Source organism: Streptomyces sp. NPDC041796 (assembly GCF_055590785.1).
The window spans coordinates 21,223-42,608 of record NZ_JBVJAH010000005.1; the positions used below are offsets into that span (position 1 = coordinate 21,223).

The window sequence follows — 21,386 nt, forward strand, 5'->3', positions numbered from 1 at the left end:
TGCGCCGTGCTGGGAGGCATCCTCCCACCTGGGACTGACAACGCGTCGCCGACCCAGACATAAATGATCTTGATTGATCATTCCCGCTCGCGAAAACGCCAGCTTGCGCCCACCTTGGAACCGTGTGCCGCGGTGCGAGTCGTGTCACCCTGGCAACCGTGTCCGGTTCGCACGCGTCTTGCAGGGTCGAACGGGACCGGAAGACGACCCGCCGGTCCGGCACCGTCCGGCACTACAGTGGGTCGGACACCCGGGCGGACCCGAGAGGGGGGCTCGGACAGGCAAGGACCACGATCGCAGGGAGCGCATGACGTGCGGCCGGTAGGCAGCAAGTACCTGCTCGAGGAGCCGCTCGGGCGCGGCGCCACGGGCACCGTCTGGCGAGCCCGCCAGCGAGAGACCGCGGGCGCCGAGGCGGCCGTACCCGGTCAGCCCGGCGAGACCGTCGCGATCAAGGTCCTCAAGGAGGAGCTCGCGAACGACGCGGATGTGGTGATGCGCTTCCTCCGGGAGCGCTCCGTCCTCCTCCGCCTGACTCACCCGAACATCGTCCGCACCCGCGACCTCGTCGTCGAGGGGGACCTCCTCGCCCTGGTCATGGACCTGGTCGACGGCCCGGACCTGCACCGTTACATCCGGGAGAACGGCCCGCTCAGCCCGGTCGCGGCCGCCCTCCTGACCGCGCAGATCGCCGACGCGCTCGCCGCGAGCCACGCCGACGGCGTCGTCCACCGCGACCTGAAGCCCGCCAATGTGCTCCTCGCGGAGCGCGACGGCCAGATGCACCCGATGCTCACCGACTTCGGCATCGCGCGTCTCGCGGACAGCCCGAGCCTCACCCGTACGCACGAATTCGTCGGCACGCCCGCCTACGTGGCGCCCGAGTCCGCCGAGGGCCGCCCGCAGACCTCCGCCGTGGACATCTACGGCGCGGGCATCCTGCTGTACGAGCTGGTCACCGGCCGCCCGCCGTTCGCCGGCGGCACCGCGCTGGAGGTCCTGCACCGCCACCTGAGCGAGGAGCCCCGCCGCCCCTCGACCGTGCCGGGCCCGCTGTGGACCGTCATAGAGCGCTGCCTCAGCAAGGACCCCGAGCGCCGTCCCAGCGCCGAGAACCTGGCCCGCGGCCTGCGTGTCGTCGCCTCGGGCATCGGCGTGCACGCCACGCCCGCCCAGATCGAGGCGGCCGAGGGCGTGGGCGCCCTGCTCGCCCCCGACCCGGCGCCGGCGCCGGTCCCGGAAACGCCGGGCGCCGCCGACCCGACCCAGGTCCTGCCGAGCAACGCGGGCCAGTACGACCCGGCCGCCCCCACCAGCGTGATGCCCACCAGCGGCGCCGGGGGCCACGGTCAGGGAGCCGCCGACCCGACCGCGGTCATGCCGCCGGTGCCCCCGAGGCCCGACGGGCAGCCGCAGCCCGAGGAGCCGCACCCGTGGCAGAGCCAGCTGCGCGCCGCCCGGGACCGCAACGAGCAGACGCAGGTCCAGTACCTCGACCCGAGCCAGGACCCCCTGCGCCGCCGCCCGCAGCGCCAGGCGCCCCAGCAGCCGCCCCAGCACCAGCAGCCGCCCCAGCACCAGCAGCGCCCGCCGCAGCAGCCGTACCCCCCGCAGCACCAGCGCCAGCAGCAGCGACCGCCGCAGCGTCAGCAGTACGCGCCGCCGCCGCCCCCGCCGCAGCAGTACGCGCCCCAGCACCACCAGCCCCAGCACCACGCTCCGCAGCACCACCAGCCGCAGCAGCCGCAGCAGCCGGCCCCGCGTCCGCCGCGTGAGCCCCGGCCGCCCCGGCAGCGCAGCGCCAACCCGATGCGCATCCCGGGCCTCGGCTGCCTGAAGGGCTGCCTGTTCACGATCGTGCTGTTCATCGTGGCGGGCTGGCTCATCTGGGAGCTCACCCCGCTCCAGAGCTGGATCGCCGAGGGCAAGAGCTACTGGCAGGCCATCAGCGACGGTGTGTCGGCGGTCTCCGACTGGGTCTCGCGGATCGGCGACAGCTCCGGTTCCTCCACCGGCAACACACCCTCCGGGCAGTAACCCTGTCGATTTGTCGACTTCCGGGGGGTGATTTCCCCCCGGAGGTGAATACCGGCGGCCGAGCCCGCGTAACTTTGTCGGGAACGCCAGCCGCTGAGGGAGCAGTCTTGGCACGGAAGATCGGCAGCCGGTACACGGCCCACCAGATCCTGGGGCGGGGCAGTGCCGGAACGGTGTGGCTCGGCGAGGGCCCGGAGGGCCCCGTCGCCATCAAGCTGTTGCGCGAGGACCTGGCCTCCGACCAGGAACTCGTCGGACGCTTCGTCCAGGAGCGCACCGCCCTGCTCGGGCTGGACCACGCGCGCGTGGTGGCCGTCCGCGACCTCGTCGTCGACGGCAACGACCTCGCCCTCGTCATGGACCTGGTCCGCGGCACCGACCTGCGCACCCGGCTGGACCGCGAGCGCAGGCTCGCCCCCGCGGCGGCCGTCTCGATCGTCGCGGACGTCGCCGAGGCCCTGGCCGCCGCCCATGCCGCCGGGGTCGTCCACCGCGACGTCAAGCCGGAGAACATCCTCCTCGACATGGAGGGCCCGCTCGGTCCCGGCGGCGCCCACCCCGCCCTCCTCACCGACTTCGGCGTCGCCAAGCTGATCGACACCCCCGGCCGCACCAAGTCCACCCGCGTCATCGGCACGCCGGACTACGTGGCCCCCGAGATCGTCGAGGGCCTCCCGCCCCGGGCGTCCGTCGACATCTACGCCCTGGCGACCGTGCTGTACGAGCTGCTGGCGGGCTTCACGCCCTTCGGCGGCGGCCACCCCGGCGCCGTACTGCGCCGCCACGTCACCGAGACCGTCGTCCCGCTCCCCGGCATCCCGGACGAGCTGTGGCAGCTGATCGTCCAGTGCCTGGCGAAGGCCCCCGCGTCCCGGCTGCGTGCCTCCGAGCTCGCCGCCCGCCTCCACGACCTCCTGCCGCTCGTCGCGGGCATGCCGCCGCTCGACGTGGACGAGCCGGACGCCGAGCCCGCCTCGGAGCCGTACGAGGAGGACCCGTACCCGACGATCCCGAACGCCCCGCGCCGGGGCGCCGTCCCGCTGGTGCCGGGCTCCTCCACCGACTCCAACCGGGACACCCACACCTCGATGCGCGTCCCGGCCCCCGACGAGCTCTCCGGCGGCCCCCACGGCACCGCCCGCGCCCCCCGCCCGGCCGGCGGCCGCCGTCCCGGCTCCGCCCGCCACAAGTCCGAAGCCGTCCGCAAGCGCCGCCTCACCCTGGGTATCGCCGCCCTCGCCCTGGTGACCGCGGCCGGGGTGGGCGGCTACGTGGCGACCAGCGAGGACGACCCGGGAGCCCCGCCCCAGGACTCCAAGCAGTCGGCCCCGTCCCAGCCCTAGGACACCGCCTCGGCGGGCACGCTCCCCGGTCCGGCCCGATCCTGGAGAGAGGCCCTCGCCCCGCCTGGGGCCCGGGGTGTCGCGCGCAGCCGTTACGCTGGTGTCGTGGCAGTCGTCGATGTATCCGAAGAGCTGAAGTCCCTCTCCTCGACCATGGGGTCGATCGAGGCCGTCCTGGACCTCGACAGGCTGAGGGCAGACATCGCCGTGCTCGAGGAGCAGGCCGCGGCCCCGTCCCTGTGGGACGACCCGGATGCGGCGCAGAAGATCACGAGCAAGCTTTCGCACCTCCAGGCCGAGGTCCGCAAGACCGAGGCGCTGCGCAGCCGGATCGACGACCTCGCCGTCCTCTTCGAGCTGGCCGAGGAGATGGACGACGCGGACACCCTCGCCGAGGCCGAGGCGGAGCTCGTCTCCGTCCGCAAGGCGCTCGACGAGATGGAGGTCCGCACCCTCCTCTCCGGCGAGTACGACGAGCGCGAGGCGCTGGTCAACATCCGCGCGGAGGCCGGCGGCGTGGACGCCTCCGACTTCGCCGAGCGCCTCCAGCGCATGTACCTGCGCTGGGCCGAGCGGCACGGGTACTCGACGGAGGTCTACGAGACGTCGTACGCGGAGGAGGCCGGCATCAAGTCGACCACCTTCGTCGTCAAGGCCCCGTACGCCTACGGCACGCTCTCGGTCGAGCAGGGCACGCACCGCCTGGTGCGTATCTCCCCGTTCGACAACCAGGGCCGCCGCCAGACGTCCTTCGCGGGCGTCGAGGTGCTGCCGGTCGTCGAGTCGTCCGACCACGTCGAGATCGACGAGTCGGAGCTGCGCATCGACGTCTACCGTGCCTCAGGCCCGGGCGGGCAGGGCGTCAACACCACCGACTCGGCCGTGCGCATCACGCACATCCCGACCGGCATCGTGGTCTCCTGCCAGAACGAGCGCTCCCAGATCCAGAACAAGGCGAGCGCGATGAACGTCCTCCAGGCGAAGCTGCTGGAGCGCCGCCGCCAGGAGGAGCAGGCCAAGATGGACGCCCTCAAGGGCGACGGCGGCAACTCCTGGGGCAACCAGATGCGTTCGTACGTCCTGCACCCGTACCAGATGGTGAAGGACCTCCGTACGGAGTTCGAGGTCGGCAACCCGCAGTCCGTCCTGGACGGCGAGATCGACGGCTTCCTCGAGGCGGGCATCCGCTGGCGGAAGCAGCAGGAGAAGTAACCCCCCGAATTCACCGGGCCTTTCGGCGCCGGGCGGCCCGTCGAGCGGGTGGTCCGGCGCCGTTCCTGTGTGCGGGCGCAATTCGCTGGCGCAAGCAGGCCGTTGGGCTTCACCTCGCTTTGTCGACAAGGAAACTGGCCTATGGCTGGCCGGTGTTCGCCTTTTGCGTCACAGTTGCATCGTTGCAGCCCAGGCAAGTGTGATCATTTCGGGCATCGCACGCGCAACCGCCTTGACGCTTATACGAAAAGTGGGAAAGCTGACGCGCGGCATGCGCATGACTGGGGCGCGTGTGATCGGGGGCAACTGAGTACGACCCCTAGCGTCCGCTGCCCCGAGCGCTGCTCCACCGACGAATCAGCTACTGGGGGTAGCAGGCAGATGACCAAGAAGACGCGGGTCCGCGTGGCGCGGATCGCAGCCGGCGCGGTGATCGCGGCCGGAGCGTCCCTGACCGCGGCGGGCGCCGCCTCGGCGGTCGGCATCGACGTCAACGTCGCCGGTATCGGCGTCCAGGCCGAGGCCGACGAGTCCGGCCTGGAGGTCGGCGCCGTGGGCGGCAACGACACCGTCGGCCAGACCACCGGTGCGACGACCGGCGACCCGGGCACGACCGGTGCGACCACGGGTGACCCGGGCACCACCGGTGCCACCACGGGTGACCCCGGCACCACCGGTGCGACGACCGGCGACCCGGGCACCACCGGTGCCACGACGGGTGACCCGGGCACCACCGGTGCCACCACGGGCGACCCCGGCACCACCGGTGCGACGACCGGCGACCCGGGCACCACCGGTGCCACCACGGGTGACCCCGGCACCACCGGTGCGACCACGGGCGACCCGGGCACCACCGGTGCCACGACGGGCAACCCGGGCACCACCGGTGCGACGACCGGCGACCCGGGCACCACGGGCGGCGGTAACGGTGGCAACAACGGCGCCACCGGCGGCAACGGCGGCACCACCGGCGGTAACGGTGGCAACAACGGCGCCACGGGCGGCAACAACGGCGCCACGGGCGGCAACGGCGGCACCACCGGCGGCAACGGTGGCACGACCGGCGGCGGCGACCAGGGCGGCTCGACCGGTGGCACCGGCACGTCCGGCTCCGCGACCGGCGGCGACGACGCCGGCACCTGCACCGTCGACCTCGACGGTGCCGAGTGCGCCGACAACACCGACACCGACTCCGCCGGCTCGAAGCCGGTCGAGCAGGGTGAGGCCAAGGAGGAGCTCGCCGAGACGGGCGCCGCCGAGACCTCGTTCCTGCTCATCGGTGCCGCGACGATGATCGCCGGCGGCATCGGCTTCCGTATGCTGCCGCGCCTCGTGGGCGGTGGCCGTACGGCCGCGTAAGGGCCGTGGAGCGACGGAAGGGCCCGGGCGGGCCATGATCGGCCGCCCGGGCCCTTCCGCGCGTACGGGGTGCGTACGGCGAAGCCTCTACGCGGTCTGGTGAGCCGCCAGCAGGGCCACCGCCGCAACCAGGATCACCAGAAGCGTCAGCAGAGCGACCGGGCTCAGTCCACCGAAGGGGCCCTCCTGCTGGAGGCGCTCCCGGTTCGCCCGGCAGACGGGGCACCGGCCCTCGCTGACGGGCGCCGCGCAGTTGGCGCACACCAATCGGTCATAGGTCATGCGCTCTCCTCCTCCCGCGCGGCGGAGCCGCAGACGCGGACCGTGCACTGACGCGGACCGTGCACACAGTTCTCTCCGCACAACGCTCGGGGAAACGCATCCGTTCCCCCCTACCACTGTGCCAGCTCCGCAGAGTTTAGGCGCGCCCCGTCGGATTCCCCCCGGTTCGGGCTTCTACCTCACCCGGACAAAAGGTGCAAGGCAGGACGGTGACTGCACGCGGCATCCCCAGTCGCGTATGGTCACGCACACCTATACTCCCTGCCGACCGTGGTGCACCCGTGATCCGATTCGACAACGTCTCCAAGACCTACCCGAAGCAGAACCGCCCCGCGCTCAGGGACGTCTCCCTCGAGATCGAGAAGGGCGAGTTCGTCTTCCTGGTGGGATCCTCCGGCTCCGGAAAGTCCACCTTCCTGCGGCTGGTCCTGCGCGAGGAGCGCGCCAGCCACGGCACGGTGCACGTTCTGGGCAAGGACCTGGCCCGGCTGTCCAACTGGAAGGTGCCGCACATGCGCCGCCAGCTCGGCACCGTCTTCCAGGACTTCCGCCTGCTGCCCAACAAGACCGTCGCGCAGAACGTGGCGTTCGCGCAGGAGGTCATCGGCAAGCCGCGCGGTGAGATCCGCAAGGCCGTCCCGCAGGTCCTCGACCTCGTCGGCCTCGGCGGCAAGGAGGACCGGATGCCCGGCGAGCTGTCCGGTGGTGAGCAGCAGCGGGTCGCCATCGCCCGCGCGTTCGTCAACCGCCCCATGCTGCTGATCGCCGACGAGCCGACCGGCAACCTGGACCCGCAGACCTCCGTCGGCATCATGAAGCTGCTGGACCGGATCAACCGCACCGGCACCACCGTCATCATGGCGACGCACGACCAGAACATCGTCGACCAGATGCGCAAGCGGGTCATCGAGCTGGAGAAGGGCCGTCTCGTACGCGACCAGGCGCGCGGCGTCTACGGCTACCAGCACTGAGCAGCAGCACCCGCAGCACCCCGCAGCAAGGAAAGGCTGAACGCACGCGATGCGCGCCCAGTTCGTACTGTCGGAGATCGGTGTCGGCCTCCGTCGCAATCTCACGATGACCTTCGCCGTCATCGTCTCCGTGGCTCTGTCACTCGCCCTCTTCGGCGGTGCGCTGCTCATGCGCGAGCAGGTCAGCGTGATGAAGGACTTCTGGTACGACAAGGTCAACGTCACGATCTACCTCTGCAACAAGAACGACGCCGCCGCCGGCGGAACGTGCAACAAGGGCGCGGTCACCGCCCAGCAGAAGAAGGAGATCGAGGCCGACCTCAAGAAGCTGGACAACATCGTGGAGAAGGTCCACCACGAGACGGCGGACGAGGCGTACAAGCACTACAAGGAGCAGTACGGCGACACGGCCATCGCCAGCATCATCACGCCCGACCAGATGCAGGAGTCGTACCGGGTCAAGCTGAAGGACCCGGAGAAGTACAAGGTCGTGGCGACCGCGTTCGCGGGGCGGGCCGGTGTGCACTCCGTGCAGGACCAGCGCCAGACGCTGGAGAACCTGTTCCAGATGATGCGGGGCATGAACGTCGCCGCCCTGTGCGTCATGGCGCTGATGCTGGTGATCGCGCTGATGCTGATCGTCAACACGGTGCGCGTCTCGGCCTTCAGCCGGCGCCGTGAGACGGGCATCATGCGGCTGGTCGGCGCGTCCAGCTTCTACATCCAGATGCCGTTCATCATGGAGGCCGCGGTCGCGGGTCTGCTGGGCGGTGTCGTCGCCTGCGGGATGCTGCTGGTCGGCCGGTACTTCATGATCGACGCGGGGCTCAACCTCGCCGAGAGCATGCCGCTGGTCAACTTCATCGGCTGGGACGCGGTGATAACGGTGCTGCCGCTCGTCGTGGTCATCGGTCTGTTGATGCCCTCCCTTGCGGCCGCCATCGCGCTGCGCAAGTACCTGAAGGTGTGACGATTGCCCCTGGCGCCGTACGGTCAACAACCGTACGGCGCCATTTCCTTGTCCTAGAGTGGGCGCCATGCTGGGCCCCGAGTTCTGTACCCGGCCCCGCGGGCTTCGCAGCCGCGGGGCGGCCCTGACTTTCGTCTTCGCCTCCGTCCTCGTCACCGCCGCGGTGACCAACTGCCTCCCCCAGGACGGGCAGAGCCCGCCCGAGCGGTCCGTCTCCCGGGCCGCCCCCGTCGCCGGTGCCGGACGTGGCGAGGTCGACCGGCGGGAACTGGCCCGCGCGGCGGCCGAGGCCATGGCGGACGGCAAGTCCGGCGCCAAGGCGGCCCAGGAGGTCGTCAGCCGCAGCGGCGACCGCTGGGGCGCCGTCTACGACCGGCGCGAGTACGAGGAGTTCGAGCAGGCCCTCGACGGGCGGTACACCGGGGTCGGCCTGTCCGCCCGCCGCACCGCCGACGGCCGGATCGAGGTCGCCCGTGTCCAGGGCGGCGGACCGGCGGACCGGGCGGGCGTGAGGGCCGGCGACCTGATCCGCACCGTCGACGGCCGCCCCGTGGACGGCCGCTCCGCCGCCGAGGTCGTCGCACTGCTCCGCGGCGAGGGTGCCCCGCCCGGCTCGACGGTCGCCGTCGGGGTGCAGCGCGGCACGCGCGCGTGGAGCGAGACGCTGCGGCGCGCCAGCCTCGCCACCGAGGACGTGACCGTGCAGCGGCTGGACGACGGCGCGTTGAGGATCCGCGTCGCGGCGTTCACCAAGGGCACCGGCAAGCGCGTACGGGACGCGGTCCTGGGCGCGCCCAAGGAGGCCGGGGTCCTGCTCGACCTGCGGGGCAACGGCGGCGGCCTGGTCACCGAGGCGGTCACGGCGGCCTCCGCGTTCCTCGACGGCGGCCTGGTCGCCACGTACGACGTGCACGGCAGGGAACGGGCGCTGTACGCGCAGTCCGGCGGCGACACCGGCAGGCCCCTGGTGGCACTGGTCGACGGCGGCACCATGAGCGCGGCCGAGCTGCTCGCCGGGGCCCTGAAGGACCGTGGCCGCGCGGTGACCGTCGGTAGCAGGACGTTCGGCAAGGGCTCGGTGCAGATGCCGAGCCGGCTGCCCGGCGGGTCGGTCGCCGAGCTGACCGTCGGCCACTACCGCACCCCGGCGGGGCACAGCGTCGACGGCCGGGGCATCACCCCCGACCTGGTGGCCGCGGACCGTGCCGAGGAGCGGGCGCGGACGGTATTGAGTGGCCTCGGGGGCGCCTCTTAGTGCGAAAATGGCGGCACTATGGCCAAGGAAAAGAACACAGGGCGCAAACTGATCGCGCAGAACAAGAAGGCGCGGCACGACTACACCATCATCGACACCTACGAGTGCGGGCTGGTGCTGACCGGTACCGAGGTGAAGTCGCTGCGCCAGGGGCGGGCCTCGCTGGTGGACGGGTTCGTCCAGATCGACGGCAACGAAGCCTGGCTGCACAACGTCCACGTACCGGAGTACGCACAGGGGACGTGGACCAACCACAGCGCCCGCCGCAAGCGGAAGCTGCTGATGCACCGGTACGAGATCGACAAGCTGGAGTCCAAGTCCCAGGAGACGGGTCACACCATCGTGCCCCTGTCGCTGTACTTCAAGGACGGCCGGGCGAAGGTCGAGATCGCGCTGGCGAAGGGCAAGAAGGAGTACGACAAGCGCCAGACGCTGCGGGAGAAGCAGGACCGCCGCGAGGCGGAGCGGGTGATCTCGGCGGTGAAGCGCCGCGAGCGGGCCTGACGGCCGGGACCGACCGGGCCTGACGGGTCACCCCGCGCCCGGCCCGCCCGGAATAGGCTGGCACCGTCGGGCGTTGGTCACGTACGATGGCACCTGCCCCTCACGGAAGGGGCACGCCCCCTCGGGGGCAGGGTTTGAAAAGTCAACATGGGGATGATCGGTTTCGACAGCGGATGTCGAAGCAGGGGAAGCGTGTCGAGGAAGCGGCAATGATCTCGTAAACCATATGTCGCAAAAAATAATCGCCAACACCAAGCGCGATTCCTTCGCCCTCGCTGCCTAAGTAGCGAGCTTGCGAAGTGTCAGCCCGGGGCTGTTCCCGACCCGGATCCTGGCATCAGCTAGGGAACTAAACCTCTAGGCCCGGTCACGGGGTGTAGAGGGAAATCAAACAGTGACTGAGCCCGTCGGAGACTTGTCCGCGTGATCTCCGGGGCCGAGAAAATCGCAGCGGACTGCACACGGAGAAGCCCTGATTCTGCACCGTTGGACGCGGGTTCGATTCCCGCCATCTCCACGAGCGGTACCTCCGGGGGCATGCCCCCGGACCCGTCACCCCATGTGGGCGAAGGCCCGGCAGCCGTCACGGCAGCCGGGCCTTCGTCGTACCCGCACCCGCCGCCAGGACGAGGGCGAGGGCCGCCGCCGTGACGGGCACGGTGTAGCCGAAGCCGGCGCCCGCGTGCTCCACCGCCCAGCCGCCGGTCGCCGAGCCCGCCGCGATGCCGCCGAGCAGGGCGGTGACGGCGAGCGTCATGCCCTCGTTGAGCTGCGCCGCGGGCGTCAGGCGCTGGACCAGCGTCATGCCCGTCACCATGGTCGGGGCGGTCGCCATGCCCGCGAGCAGCAGGGCACCCGCCAGCGTCAGCAGCGAGCCCGAGCCGGTCGCCGCGAGCAGCGGCAGCGACATCAGGGCGGTCATCGCGGCGAGGCAGCCGATCAGCCGGCGCCGCACGCCGCCCTTGGGGGCCGCCACCGACCCGTACACCAGACCCGCCGCGCCCGATCCGGCCGCCTGGAGCGCCAGCAGCGCGCCGGCCGCCGGGCCGTCCACGTACGCGAGGGTGACGACCTCCATCGACCCGAAGACGGCGCCCGTCGCCAGGAACACCACCAGCAGAGCGGGCATGCCGGGCGTACGGAGGGGTGTGCGCGCCCGGCCGGTGCGCGGCGAGACGGGCGGCTCGGTGGCGCGCTGTGCCGCGAAGACCAGCACGCCGGTGAACAGCAGGACCGCCCCGACCAGGGTGCCGGCCTCCGGGAACAGGGCCGCGCACAGGAACGCGGCGAGAACCGGGCCGAGCATGAAGCACAGTTCGTCGACGGCCTGCTCGAAGGCGTTCGCGGTGTGGACGGCGGCCGGGTCGCCCCGGTGGAGGTGCGCCCAGCGGGCGCGGGACATGCCGCCGGTGTTGGGCGTGGTCGCGGTCGCGGCGTACGCGGCGAACAGCGTCCAGGCGGGCGCGTGGTGGTGCACGCACAGCAGCAGGGCCAGCGACCCGAGCACGGCCACCACCGTGGCGGGTACGGCGACCCGCGCCTGCCCGTACCGGTCGACCAGCCGCGCCGTGAACGGTGCCACCAGCGCGGTCGCGGCGAGCCCGGTGGCGGTGACGGCGCCGGCCAGGGCGTAGGAGCCGTACGCGCCGGCGATCATGATGACCGCGCTGACGCTGAACATCCCCATGGGAAGGCGCGCGACGAGGTTCCCGGCGGTGAAGGCCCGGGCGCCCGGCGTCGCGAACAGGCGGCGGTAGGACGCGAGCGCCCCACGCGGCTCACGGCCGGGCCGCGGGGCGCGGGGCTCCTGGTAGCGGGGGGTGAGGACGAGGGACTCGGAGGTGAGGGCGAGCAGCGGGGTGCTCCTGGTCTGCGGCATGCGTTCAGCCTCGCCTCGGGGTGCGCCGCCGGTCCAACACCTCGTGAGGGCCCATTGACGCATCCTCGTTGTAAATTCTGCGCGTGGCCCATGACATCGAACCCCGGCTCCTGCGCGCCTTCGTGGCCGTGGCCGACGAGCTGCACTTCACCCGTGCCGCCGCCCGGCTGTACGTCGCCCAGCAGGCACTCAGCCGGGACATCCGGCGTCTGGAGCGGGAGTTGGGCGCCGAGCTGTTCACCCGGACCACCCGGCAGGTGGCGCTCACGGTGGACGGGGAGCGGCTGCTGCCGTACGCGCAGGCGGTGCTGGCGGCGTACGACGAGCTGGGCGCCGCCTTCGCCGACGGGGCGCGGCCCCTGCTGGTGGATCTCAACACCGACGGCTTGATCAGTGGCCGGGTGCTGGCGCGCGCCCGTGAACTGGCCCCCGAGTGCGAGCTGATGGCCCGCTACGAGAGCGGGCTGACCGGGGCGGCCGCCGAGATCGTCGCCGGACGGCTCGACGTGTCCTTCGGGCGGTTCGCCGGGCTTGCGCCCTCCCTGCGCGCCCGGCTGTCGGCCCAGCCCGTGCGGTACGAGCCGTTGGGCGTGCTGCTGCCGGAGGACCACCCGCTGACCGCCCGGCCCGTGGTGGAGCTGGGCGCGCTCGCCGGGGAGTCGGTGTACGCGGGCGCCGGCAACCCCGGCACCAGGGAGTGGACGGACCTGGCGGAGCGGCTCTTCGCGGGGCGCGGCATCCATGTGGCCCCGCCGGCGCCGGTGGCGATCGGGTTCGAGGAGTTCCGCCGGGTCATGTCCAAAACCCGTACGCCCGTCCTGGTCACCGTGGAGTTTCCGGCCATGCCCGGGAGCGTGCTTCGGCCACTGGTCGACCCGGTACCGCTGTCACCGGTGTCACTGGTGTGGCGCAAGGGACTGAAACACCCGGGTGTCGAGGCACTGCGTACGGCGGCGACCGCGTTGGCGGGGGAGGAGGGGTGGCTCAAGAAGCCCGCCGGAGCCTGGCTTCCGGAGGGTGATTTGACGCACATGTGCCCGAATGAATGAACCATAAGCTCTGTTGTCACAGGCGTGCGCTACATTCATGGTCCGGGTGCAGTGTGTGGGGGCGCTCCGACAGGGTGGGGGCCCGGTCCGGTGCGAGTACCCAGATGGTCCGTGTGCGCACCCTTGGTCCGTTCAGTGGGGGATGTGCGTACAAAAATGGACAATTGGCGAGAAAGTGCCTGGGATGGGCGCCAGAATGAGCCATTCGACAGCACCGTTCAGCTCGACAGTCTGAGCGAATTCGACGCGTTCGGCCGGCGGGGCGACGGTGCGGGGCTTCAGCCCGACGGCCAGGCCCGCCAGGCCGCCGCCCCCGGCCACCAGGCCGACGGTCACGGCTACCAGCCGGACGGCATCGGACCCCACGCCGATGATCACGGCTACCAGCCCGACGCTCCCGGACACCTCGCCGACGGCTCCGGGTACGCGGCCGACGTGGCCGCTCGCTTTCCCCAGCAGCGCGACGGCCACGGCTACAAGAACGGTGCTCTCCCCTCCGCCGAGGACGAGACCATCGCCTACCGGGCCGACAGCCTCGGCCTGGACACCGCAGGCCCGTACGCCGGCGGCGCGACCGCGGTCATTCCGACTCCGGCGGCAGGCGCCGGTCCGGAGTTCCAGACCGCCGAGCTCCCCGCCGTCACCACGGCCATACCGGCGGGCGCGTCCGTGCCCGGACCGTCCGGCCCCTCCGCGTCGCCGTCGGCCCCGGCGGACCACGAGCCCTCCGACGGGCCGGTGTTCGTCGACGAGAGCGGCCGCCGCAGCAAGAAGTTCCGCCGCCTGGGCTGGGTGCTCGCCACCGCCTGCGCGGTGTACGCCATCACCCTCGTCGTCTCCGTGATGGGCGGCAATTCCGCCGCCCCCTGGCTGCTCATACCCGGCCCCGCCGACGAGAAGAAGACCGAGACCACCCAGGTCGAGCCCGCGCCCAGCACCACCGACGCGCCCAAGGACGACACCCCCGGCGCCGTACCCGGCGCCCCGGCTCCCACCGACTCCACGGGCGCGGTCATTCCGCAGCCCGTCGACGGCGGCACGCAAGGCGTGCCCACCACCCCCCGCCCGGGCGCGTCGTCCGCGCCGGACACCACCCCCAGCCAGGGGGCCGTCGGAGGCACCGGCGTCGACGAGAAGCCCGTCGACCGGCCCACTCCCGTCCGTCCCACCGACGGTGGCACCACCCAGCAGCCGCCGCCCGTCACTCCGCCCGAGACGCCGGATCCGGACCCGACGGACCCCGAGACGCCCCCGACGGAAGAAGAACCCACCGACCCGCCGGTCGGAGAGAGCGGCGGCCAGCAGATGGCCGCGGAAGGCGCACAGTAAATGACTTCCCCCGGCAGGCGGCGCGCGCAGAAGCAGAAGCGTGTCCGCCGGCGCAGGCTGCCCATGCGCTATCTGCTGCCGTCCCTCTTCCTGGTCGCGCTCCTCGCGATGCTGATGCTGCGCGGCTACGTCCACAGCGAGATCCTCGCCGACCACCGCGTACGCCCCCCGGTCTCCTACGACCAGGTGCCCGAGCACATCCTCAAGGGCGGCCCGGTGATCGACGCGCGCGACAAGAGCGCCCCCAAGGCGCTGAGCGTGCCCGACCGCAAGCTCGTCCTGACCTTCGACGACGGCCCGGACCCGGTCTGGACGCCGCGCGTCCTGGACAAGCTGAAGGAGTACGACGCCCACGGCGTCTTCTTCGTCACCGGCACCATGGCCTCGCGCCACCCGGACCTGGTCGAGCGGATGGTGAAGGAGGGCCACGAGGTCGGCCTGCACACCTTCAACCACCCCGACCTGTCCTTCCAGACCAAGAACCGCATCGACTGGGAGCTGTCCCAGAACCAGCTGGCGATCGCCGGTGCCGCCGGAGTGCGCACCTCGCTCTTCCGCCCGCCGTACTCGTCCTTCTCCAGCGCCCTCGACAACGAGGCCTGGCCCGTCACCCAGTACATCGGCGAGCGCGGCTACATCACCGCCTTCAACAACACCGACTCCGAGGACTGGAAGCGCCCAGGCGCCGACGCGATCATCAAGCGCTCCACGCCCAAGGGCACCCAGGGCGCGATCGTGCTGATGCACGACTCCGGTGGTGACCGCTCCCAGACCGTCGAGGCCCTCGACCGCTTCCTGCCGCAGATGCAGAAGCGCGGGTACGAGTTCACCGTCCTCACCGAGGCCCTCGGCGCGCCCAGCGCCCACACCCCGGTCACCGGTTTCGAGCTGTGGAAGGGCCGGGCCTGGGTCACCGCCGTCGCCGTCTCCGAGAACACCACCACCGTGCTCGTCGGCGGTCTCGCCATCATCGGCGTCCTCGTCATCGCCCGCTTCGGCCTGATGCTCGTGCTGTCCTTCGCGCACGCCCGCAAGGTGCGCCGGCGCGGGTTCACCTGGGGCGCGCCCGTCACCGAACCGGTGACGGTGCTGGTCCCCGCGTACAACGAGAAGGAGTGCATCGAGAACACGGTGCGCTCGCTGATGGCCAGCGACCATCCCATCGAGGTCATCGTCATCGACGACGGCTCGACGGACGGCACCGCCGACATCGTCGAGAACATGTGGCTGCCCAACGTCCGCGTGGTGCGGCAGGTCAACTCCGGCAAGCCCGAGGCGCTCAACAACGGCATCCGGCACGCGCGGTACGACATCATCGTGATGATGGACGGCGACACGGTCTTCGAACCGTCCACCGTCCGCGAGCTGGTGCAGCCCTTCGGCGACCCGCGCGTCGGCGCGGTCGCGGGCAACGCCAAGGTCGGCAACCGCGACTCGCTCATCGGGGCCTGGCAGCACATCGAGTACGTGATGGGCTTCAATCTCGACCGCCGTATGTACGACCTGCTGGGCTGCATGCCCACCATCCCGGGCGCGGTCGGCGCGTTCCGCCGCGACGCCCTGGACCGGGTCGGCGGCATGAGCGAGGACACCCTCGCCGAGGACACCGACATCACCATGGCCATGCACCGCGACGGCTGGCGCGTGGTCTACGCGGAGAAGGCCCGCGCCTGGACCGAGGCGCCGGAGTCCGTTCAGCAGCTCTGGTCCCAGCGCTACCGCTGGTCGTACGGCACGATGCAGGCCATCTGGAAGCACCGCCGCGCGATCATCGAGCGCGGCCCGTCCGGTCGCTTCGGCCGGGTCGGCCTGCCGCTGGTGTCGCTGTTCATGGTGCTCTTCCCGCTGCTGGCCCCGCTCATCGACGTGTTCCTGCTGTACGGCCTGATCTTCGGGCCCACCGGCCAGACCGTCGTCGCCTGGCTCGGCGTCCTCGCCATCCAGGCCGTATGCGCCGCGTACGCCTTCCGGCTCGACCGCGAGCGCATGGTCCACCTCATATCGCTGCCTCTCCAGCAGCTCCTGTACCGGCAGCTCATGTACGTGGTGCTGCTCCAGTCCTGGATCACCGCTCTCACCGGCGGCCGGCTGCGCTGGCAGAAGCTGCGCCGGACCGGTGTGGTGGAGGCGCCCGGCTCCATACCGAGCCAGCGGCGCAGCGGTGACGATCGGAGTCCTGTCGCATGACGACCCCTACGAACCGCCCGCCGGGCGACGGTTCCGACTGGTTCGGCACCCCGGCCCCGTCCGCTCACAGCGACGGCCGCGGTACGCCGGGCGACGCGCCCTTCCCGGGTGTGGGCCCGCTCGGTTCCGGCGCCGACGCGTTCGGCGGTCCGGGCCGAGTCCGCCCCGACGCCCACGCCCAGGGTCCCGGCCCGTACGGCACGGACGGGTACGGCACAGGCGCCACCGCGCCGGCGGGCCACGGTTCCGACGCGTACGGCACCGGCACCGCGCAGACGGGCCACGGCGCTGACGGGTACGGCACCGGCACCGCGCCCGCCCCGTACGGCGCGGACCCCTACGGCACAGGCACAGGCACCGATGCCTTCGGCACCGGCTCCATGGGCGCCGCCCCGGTGACGCACGGCGTCGCCGTCGGCGCCCGTTCAGGAGGGGCCGGACCGGGCCTGGTCGACGACCCGTTCGCCGAGCCGCTCGCCCCGCCCTCCGGCGGCCCGGACGCGCGGCCTGACGAGCCGGGGGACACCGGCACGACGACCGCGCTCGAGACGACCGGCGGCGTGCCGCGCGCGCGGCACAAGGCGCCCGTGGCGGGCGGCCCCGCTCCGGCGGCCGCGAGGCCCGGACGTGACCGCTACCTGGACCTGCTGCGCGCCATCGCGCTGGTCCGTGTGATCGTCTACCACATCTTCGGCTGGGCCTGGCTGACCGTCCTCTTCCCGTCCATGGGCGTGATGTTCGCGCTCGCCGGTTCGCTGATGGCGCGCTCGCTGTCGCGGCCCGCGTGGGGCGTGATCCGGGGGCGTATCCGACGGCTGCTGCCGCCCATGTGGGCGTTCTCCCTCACCGTCGTACCGATCATGCTCTACTTCGGCTGGAAGCCGCTGAAGGAAGAGGGCCTGTGGTGGTTCGCCAAGCTGGCCACCTACATCTTCCCGATCGGCGCCCCGCCGTTCCCCTGGCACAGCGGGAGCCAGTCCGGTCTGCTGGAGGACACCTGGGCCGTTCAGGCCGCCGGTCCCCTCTGGTACATCCGTGCCTACCTGTGGTTCGTGATCGCCTCGCCGCTGCTGCTGTGGGCGTTCCGCAAGGCGCCGTGGGCGACGCTGCTCGCGCCGCTCGGGCTCACCGCGATCGTCGGCTCCGGCCTGATCAAGATCCCCGGCGAGACCGGCAACGCGATCACCGACTTCGCCTGCTACGGCTCCTGCTGGGTGCTGGGCTTCGCGCACAACGAGGGCCTGTTCCAGAAGGTCCCCCGGTACATCTCGGTCTCCGTGTCCGCGCTGATCATGTCCTTCGGACTGTGGTGGGCGTCCGGTCACCTCGGCCCCGACGGCTGGGACCTCAACGACATCCCGCTCGCCCAGGCCACCTGGTCGTTCGGCTTCTGCGTGATCCTGCTCCAGTACTCGCCGTCCTGGAAGGAACTGCCGGGCAAGCTGGCCGGGTGGGACACCCTGGTGACCCTCGCCAACAACCGGGCCGTGACGATCTACCTCTGGCACAACCTGCTGATCATGGCCACGATCCCGATCATCGACCTGTTGTGGAAGATCCCGGGTGTCTGGCCGACGTATTCCGGCTATCTGGAGAGCGCGTACACCGTGCTCATGCTGATCGTCGTCTTCCCGCTCATCGGCCTGATGATCATGGCCGTGGGATGGCTGGAGGACGTCGCCGCCAAGCGGAAGCCCAGGCTCTGGCCCAACGGCGCCCCGAAGAAGGCGCGCCGCTCACAGTGAGCCCGAGCCTCGGGTGAGAGCAAGGTTTCAGCCCGGTCACGTCATATGACCGGGCTGAAACGCATCCTCCCTAGCGTCGGTCCTGACGGGATTCAGGCTGACAGCAGTGGAGGTACGCGATGAGCGGCCGGTGGATCGAGCAGTGGGACCCTGAGGACGAGACCTTCTGGCGGGAGAAGGGTGAGCGCATCGCCAAGCGCAACCTCCTCTTCTCCGTCCTTTCCGAGCACATCGGGTTCTCCATCTGGACGCTGTGGTCCGTGATGGTCCTGTTCATGGGACCGGAGTACGGCATCGACCCGGCCGGCAAGTTCTCCCTCATCGCGGTGGCGACGCTCGTGGGAGCCCTGATCCGGGTGCCCTACACCTTCGCCGTCGCCCGCTTCGGCGGACGCAACTGGACCATCTTCAGCGCGCTGCTGCTCCTGCTGCCCACGGGCGCCGCGTACGCCGTGATGGAGCCCGGCACGTCGTACACCACCTTCCTGCTCGTCGCCGCGCTCACCGGCGTCGGCGGCGGCAACTTCGCCTCGTCGATGACGAACATCAACGCCTTCTTCCCGCTCCACAAGAAGGGCTGGGCCCTCGGACTGAACGCGGGCGGCGGCAACATCGGCGTCCCCGTCGTCCAGCTCGTCGGCCTGCTCGTCATCGGTACGGCGGGCGCGGCCCAGCCGCGGGTCGTGCTCGGGATCTACATCCCGCTGATCGTGATCGCCGCCGTGTGCGCCGCGCTCTACATGGACAACCTGGTGCCCGTGAAGAACGACACCGGCGCCGTCAAGGAGGCCGTCAAGGACGCCCACACCTGGATCATGGCGTTCCTCTACATCGGCACCTTCGGCTCGTTCATCGGCTACAGCTTCGCCTTCGGCCTCGTCCTCCAGACCCAGTTCGGGCGTACGCCGCTCCAGGCCGCGTCCCTCACCTTCATCGGCCCGCTGCTCGGCTCCCTGATCCGCCCGCTCGGCGGCTCCCTCGCCGACAAGCACGGCGGCGCCCGCATCACGCTGTGGACCTTCGTCGCCATGGCCGCCGCGACCGGGGTGGTCGTCTACGCCTCCGTCATCGAGTCGCTCGCCGTCTTCCTCGTCGGCTTCATCGCCCTGTTCGTACTCAGCGGGCTCGGCAACGGCTCCACCTTCAAGATGATCCCCGCCATCTTCCAGGCCAAGGCACACGCCTCCGGACTGGAGGGCGAGGCGGCCGACGCGTACGGACGCCGGCTCTCCGGGGCGGCGATCGGACTGATCGGCGCGGTCGGCGCGATCGGCGGGCTCGCCATCAACCTCGCCTTCCGGCAGTCCTTCCTGACCGCCGGCACCGGCACCGCCGCCTTCGTCGCCTTCCTCCTCTTCTACGCGGCGTGCCTCACCGTCACCTGGGCGGTATACCTTCGCCGCCCGGTCGAGATCCCCGCCAAGCGGCAGCTCAGCTACTCCGAGGTGTGACGAGCGTGGCACTCCGAGACGCCGTACGTAACGGGGGAGAAACCCCGGTGAACCGAGACCGACACGGATCCTTGCCAGTCTCTGGTGTCATGCACGAGCAAGAGCATGGTTCCCACGGCCCACTGGCCGGGTTCACCGTCGGCGTCACCGCGGCCCGCCGCGCGGACGAGCTGGGCGCGCTGCTGGAACGGCGCGGCGCGGCCGTCCAGCACGCCCCGGCGCTGCGGATCGTGCCCCTCGCCGACGACGCGGAGCTCCTCGACGCCACCAAGAGCCTCGTCAGCCACGCCCCGGACATCGTGGTCGCCACGACGGCGATCGGCTTCCGGGGCTGGCTGGAGGCGGCCGACGGCTGGGGGCACGGCGAGGAACTCCTCGACCGGCTGCGGGGTGCGCAGGTCCTCGCCCGCGGCCCCAAGGTCAAGGGAGCGGTCCGGGCGGCCGGGCTGACGGAGGAGTGGTCGCCCGCCTCCGACTCCATGGCCGAGGTCCTGGAGCGGCTCCTCGGCCAGGACGTCACCGGCCGGCGCATCGCGCTCCAACTGCACGGCGAGCCGCTGCCCGGCTTCGTCGAGGCGCTGCGGGACGCGGGCGCCGAGGTCGTGGTCGTCCCCGTCTACCGGTGGATGCCGCCCGAGGACCTGGCGCCCCTGGACCGGCTCATCGACGCCACGGTCTCCCGGTCGCTGGACGCGGTCACCTTCACCAGCGCCCCGGCGGGCGCCTCGCTGCTGGCCCGCGCCCAGGACCGGGGCCTGCTGCCCGAACTGCTCGACGCGCTGCGCCACAACGTGCTGGCCGCCTGCGTCGGGCCGGTCACCGCCCTGCCGCTCCAGGCACACGGCATCGACACCGTCCAGCCGGCCCGTTTCCGGCTCGGCCCCCTGGTCCAGTTGCTGTGCCAGGAGCTGCCCGGGCGGGCGCGGACCCTCCCGGTCGCCGGGCGCCGCATCGAGATCCGGGGCCACGCCGTCCTGGTCGACGGCGATCTGCGTCCCGTGCCGCCGGCGGGCATGTCGCTGCTCCACTCGCTGGCCCGCCGCCCCGGCTGGGTCGTCTCCCGCGCCGACCTGCTGCGCGCCCTGCCGGGCGCGGGCCGCGACGAGCACGCCGTGGAGACCGCGATGGCCCGCCTCCGTTCGGCCCTGGGCGCCCCCAAGCTGATCCAGACGGTCGTCAAGCGGGGCTACCGCCTGGCCCTGGACCCGGGCGCCGACGCCAAGTACGCCGACGCGTAGGCCCCGGCGGGGCGTTCTACGGTACGGGGATGACCCTCTCCGTCCGCCCCGCCGGCCCCGCCGACGCGCCCGCCCTGGCCGAAGCCCTCGTGCGCAACCGGGCCCACATGCGGCCCTGGGAGCCGCACCGCCCCGAGACGTACTACACCGCCGACGCCCAGGCCGCCCGGCTGTCCGCCGCCGGGAGCCGTTCCTGGGCCGTCGTCGACGGCGAGCGGATCATCGGGCTCGCCACCCTCTCCGGAATCGCCCTCGGGCCGTTCCGCAGCGCCCACCTCGGCTACTGGGTCGACGGCGGGTACACCGGCCGCGGGCTGGCCACCCGGCTCGTCGGGGAGGTGTGCCGGGCCGCGCGCGAGGAGCTGGGCCTGCACCGCGTCGAGGCCGGCACCGTCGTCGAGAACGCCGCCTCCCAACGCGTATTGCTCAAGAGCGGCTTCGAGGCGATCGGCACCGCCCCGCGCTATCTGCACATCGACGGCTCCTGGCGCGATCACCGCCTGTACCAGCGGATCCTGCACGACGATCCGCCCCCGCTCGGGTAGGCGGGGTTCCCGACACGGCTACGGAGGGGC

17 protein-coding genes and 1 other RNA gene are annotated in these 21,386 nt (G+C 71.7%); 16 read left to right on the top strand and 2 right to left on the bottom strand.

Annotation, left to right across the window (positions count from 1 at the left end):
- Nucleotides 1-312: 312 nt before the first annotated feature.
- The 4 genes from ACZ6C1_RS10945 (at nucleotide 313) to ACZ6C1_RS10960 (ending at nucleotide 5,951) form a co-directional block, all read left to right on the top strand.
- Nucleotides 313-2,037: a serine/threonine-protein kinase gene (locus ACZ6C1_RS10945; RefSeq protein ID WP_469239925.1), complete on the top strand. Its 1,725-nt coding sequence runs from the start codon at nucleotides 313-315 to the stop codon at nucleotides 2,035-2,037.
- 107 nt (nucleotides 2,038-2,144) lie between these two features.
- On the top strand, nucleotides 2,145-3,380 hold the full coding sequence (locus tag ACZ6C1_RS10950) for a serine/threonine-protein kinase (protein WP_469239927.1): 1,236 nt from the start codon (nucleotides 2,145-2,147) through the stop codon (nucleotides 3,378-3,380).
- Between the two features lie 105 nt (nucleotides 3,381-3,485).
- Nucleotides 3,486-4,592, top strand: a complete 1,107-nt coding sequence (prfB, locus tag ACZ6C1_RS10955; protein WP_469239929.1) for a peptide chain release factor 2 — start codon at nucleotides 3,486-3,488, stop codon at nucleotides 4,590-4,592.
- A 381-nt stretch (nucleotides 4,593-4,973) separates the two neighbouring features.
- Nucleotides 4,974-5,951, top strand: coding sequence for a hypothetical protein (locus ACZ6C1_RS10960; RefSeq protein ID WP_469239931.1), 978 nt, complete (start codon nucleotides 4,974-4,976; stop codon nucleotides 5,949-5,951).
- 87 nt (nucleotides 5,952-6,038) lie between these two features.
- On the opposite strand, the gene ACZ6C1_RS10965 is transcribed toward ACZ6C1_RS10960, so the two are convergent.
- Complete coding sequence (locus ACZ6C1_RS10965) at nucleotides 6,039-6,233, bottom strand: hypothetical protein (RefSeq protein WP_469239932.1); 195 nt, start codon at nucleotides 6,231-6,233, stop codon at nucleotides 6,039-6,041.
- A gap of 281 nt (nucleotides 6,234-6,514) precedes the next feature.
- Here ACZ6C1_RS10965 and ftsE point away from each other — a divergent pair, with 281 nt between their 5' ends.
- From ftsE to ssrA, 5 genes are all read left to right on the top strand, one after another.
- The gene (gene ftsE, locus ACZ6C1_RS10970) at nucleotides 6,515-7,204 is read left to right on the top strand and encodes a cell division ATP-binding protein FtsE (RefSeq protein ID WP_064072157.1); all 690 of its coding nucleotides are present in this window, start codon (nucleotides 6,515-6,517) and stop codon (nucleotides 7,202-7,204) included.
- A gap of 49 nt (nucleotides 7,205-7,253) precedes the next feature.
- The gene (ftsX, locus tag ACZ6C1_RS10975) at nucleotides 7,254-8,174 is read left to right on the top strand and encodes a permease-like cell division protein FtsX (protein WP_469239933.1); all 921 of its coding nucleotides are present in this window, start codon (nucleotides 7,254-7,256) and stop codon (nucleotides 8,172-8,174) included.
- Nucleotides 8,175-8,241: 67 nt separating this feature from the next.
- A complete protein-coding gene (locus ACZ6C1_RS10980) occupies nucleotides 8,242-9,429 on the top strand; it encodes a S41 family peptidase (RefSeq protein WP_469239935.1) in 1,188 nt (395 codons plus the stop codon).
- Between the two features lie 18 nt (nucleotides 9,430-9,447).
- On the top strand, nucleotides 9,448-9,933 hold the full coding sequence (gene smpB, locus ACZ6C1_RS10985) for an SsrA-binding protein SmpB (RefSeq protein ID WP_073750546.1): 486 nt from the start codon (nucleotides 9,448-9,450) through the stop codon (nucleotides 9,931-9,933).
- 149 nt (nucleotides 9,934-10,082) lie between these two features.
- Nucleotides 10,083-10,453, top strand: a transfer-messenger RNA (tmRNA) gene (gene ssrA / locus ACZ6C1_RS10990).
- Nucleotides 10,454-10,516: 63 nt separating this feature from the next.
- Here ssrA and ACZ6C1_RS10995 read toward each other — a convergent pair.
- Entirely contained in the window at nucleotides 10,517-11,812 is a 1,296-nt protein-coding gene (locus ACZ6C1_RS10995; RefSeq protein ID WP_469239938.1) for an MFS transporter, read from the bottom strand.
- 83 nt (nucleotides 11,813-11,895) lie between these two features.
- On the opposite strand from ACZ6C1_RS10995, the gene ACZ6C1_RS11000 reads away from it, so the two are divergent.
- From ACZ6C1_RS11000 to ACZ6C1_RS11030, 7 genes are all read left to right on the top strand, one after another.
- Nucleotides 11,896-12,861, top strand: coding sequence for a LysR family transcriptional regulator (locus ACZ6C1_RS11000; RefSeq protein WP_469239940.1), 966 nt, complete (start codon nucleotides 11,896-11,898; stop codon nucleotides 12,859-12,861).
- Nucleotides 12,862-13,017: 156 nt separating this feature from the next.
- Nucleotides 13,018-14,190, top strand: coding sequence for a hypothetical protein (locus ACZ6C1_RS11005; RefSeq protein WP_469239942.1), 1,173 nt, complete (start codon nucleotides 13,018-13,020; stop codon nucleotides 14,188-14,190).
- Nucleotides 14,191-14,253: 63 nt separating this feature from the next.
- Complete coding sequence (locus ACZ6C1_RS11010) at nucleotides 14,254-16,377, top strand: bifunctional polysaccharide deacetylase/glycosyltransferase family 2 protein (protein WP_469240353.1); 2,124 nt, start codon at nucleotides 14,254-14,256, stop codon at nucleotides 16,375-16,377.
- Nucleotides 16,378-16,757: 380 nt separating this feature from the next.
- Nucleotides 16,758-18,122: an acyltransferase family protein gene (locus ACZ6C1_RS11015; RefSeq protein WP_469240354.1), complete on the top strand. Its 1,365-nt coding sequence runs from the start codon at nucleotides 16,758-16,760 to the stop codon at nucleotides 18,120-18,122.
- A 119-nt stretch (nucleotides 18,123-18,241) separates the two neighbouring features.
- Nucleotides 18,242-19,573 (top strand): nitrate/nitrite transporter, encoded by a 1,332-nt coding sequence (locus tag ACZ6C1_RS11020; RefSeq protein ID WP_469239944.1) that lies wholly within the window; start codon nucleotides 18,242-18,244, stop codon nucleotides 19,571-19,573.
- 89 nt (nucleotides 19,574-19,662) lie between these two features.
- On the top strand, nucleotides 19,663-20,811 hold the full coding sequence (locus tag ACZ6C1_RS11025; protein ID WP_469239946.1) for a uroporphyrinogen-III synthase: 1,149 nt from the start codon (nucleotides 19,663-19,665) through the stop codon (nucleotides 20,809-20,811).
- A gap of 29 nt (nucleotides 20,812-20,840) precedes the next feature.
- A complete protein-coding gene (locus ACZ6C1_RS11030) occupies nucleotides 20,841-21,356 on the top strand; it encodes a GNAT family N-acetyltransferase (RefSeq protein WP_469239948.1) in 516 nt (171 codons plus the stop codon).
- Nucleotides 21,357-21,386: the final 30 nt, after the last annotated feature.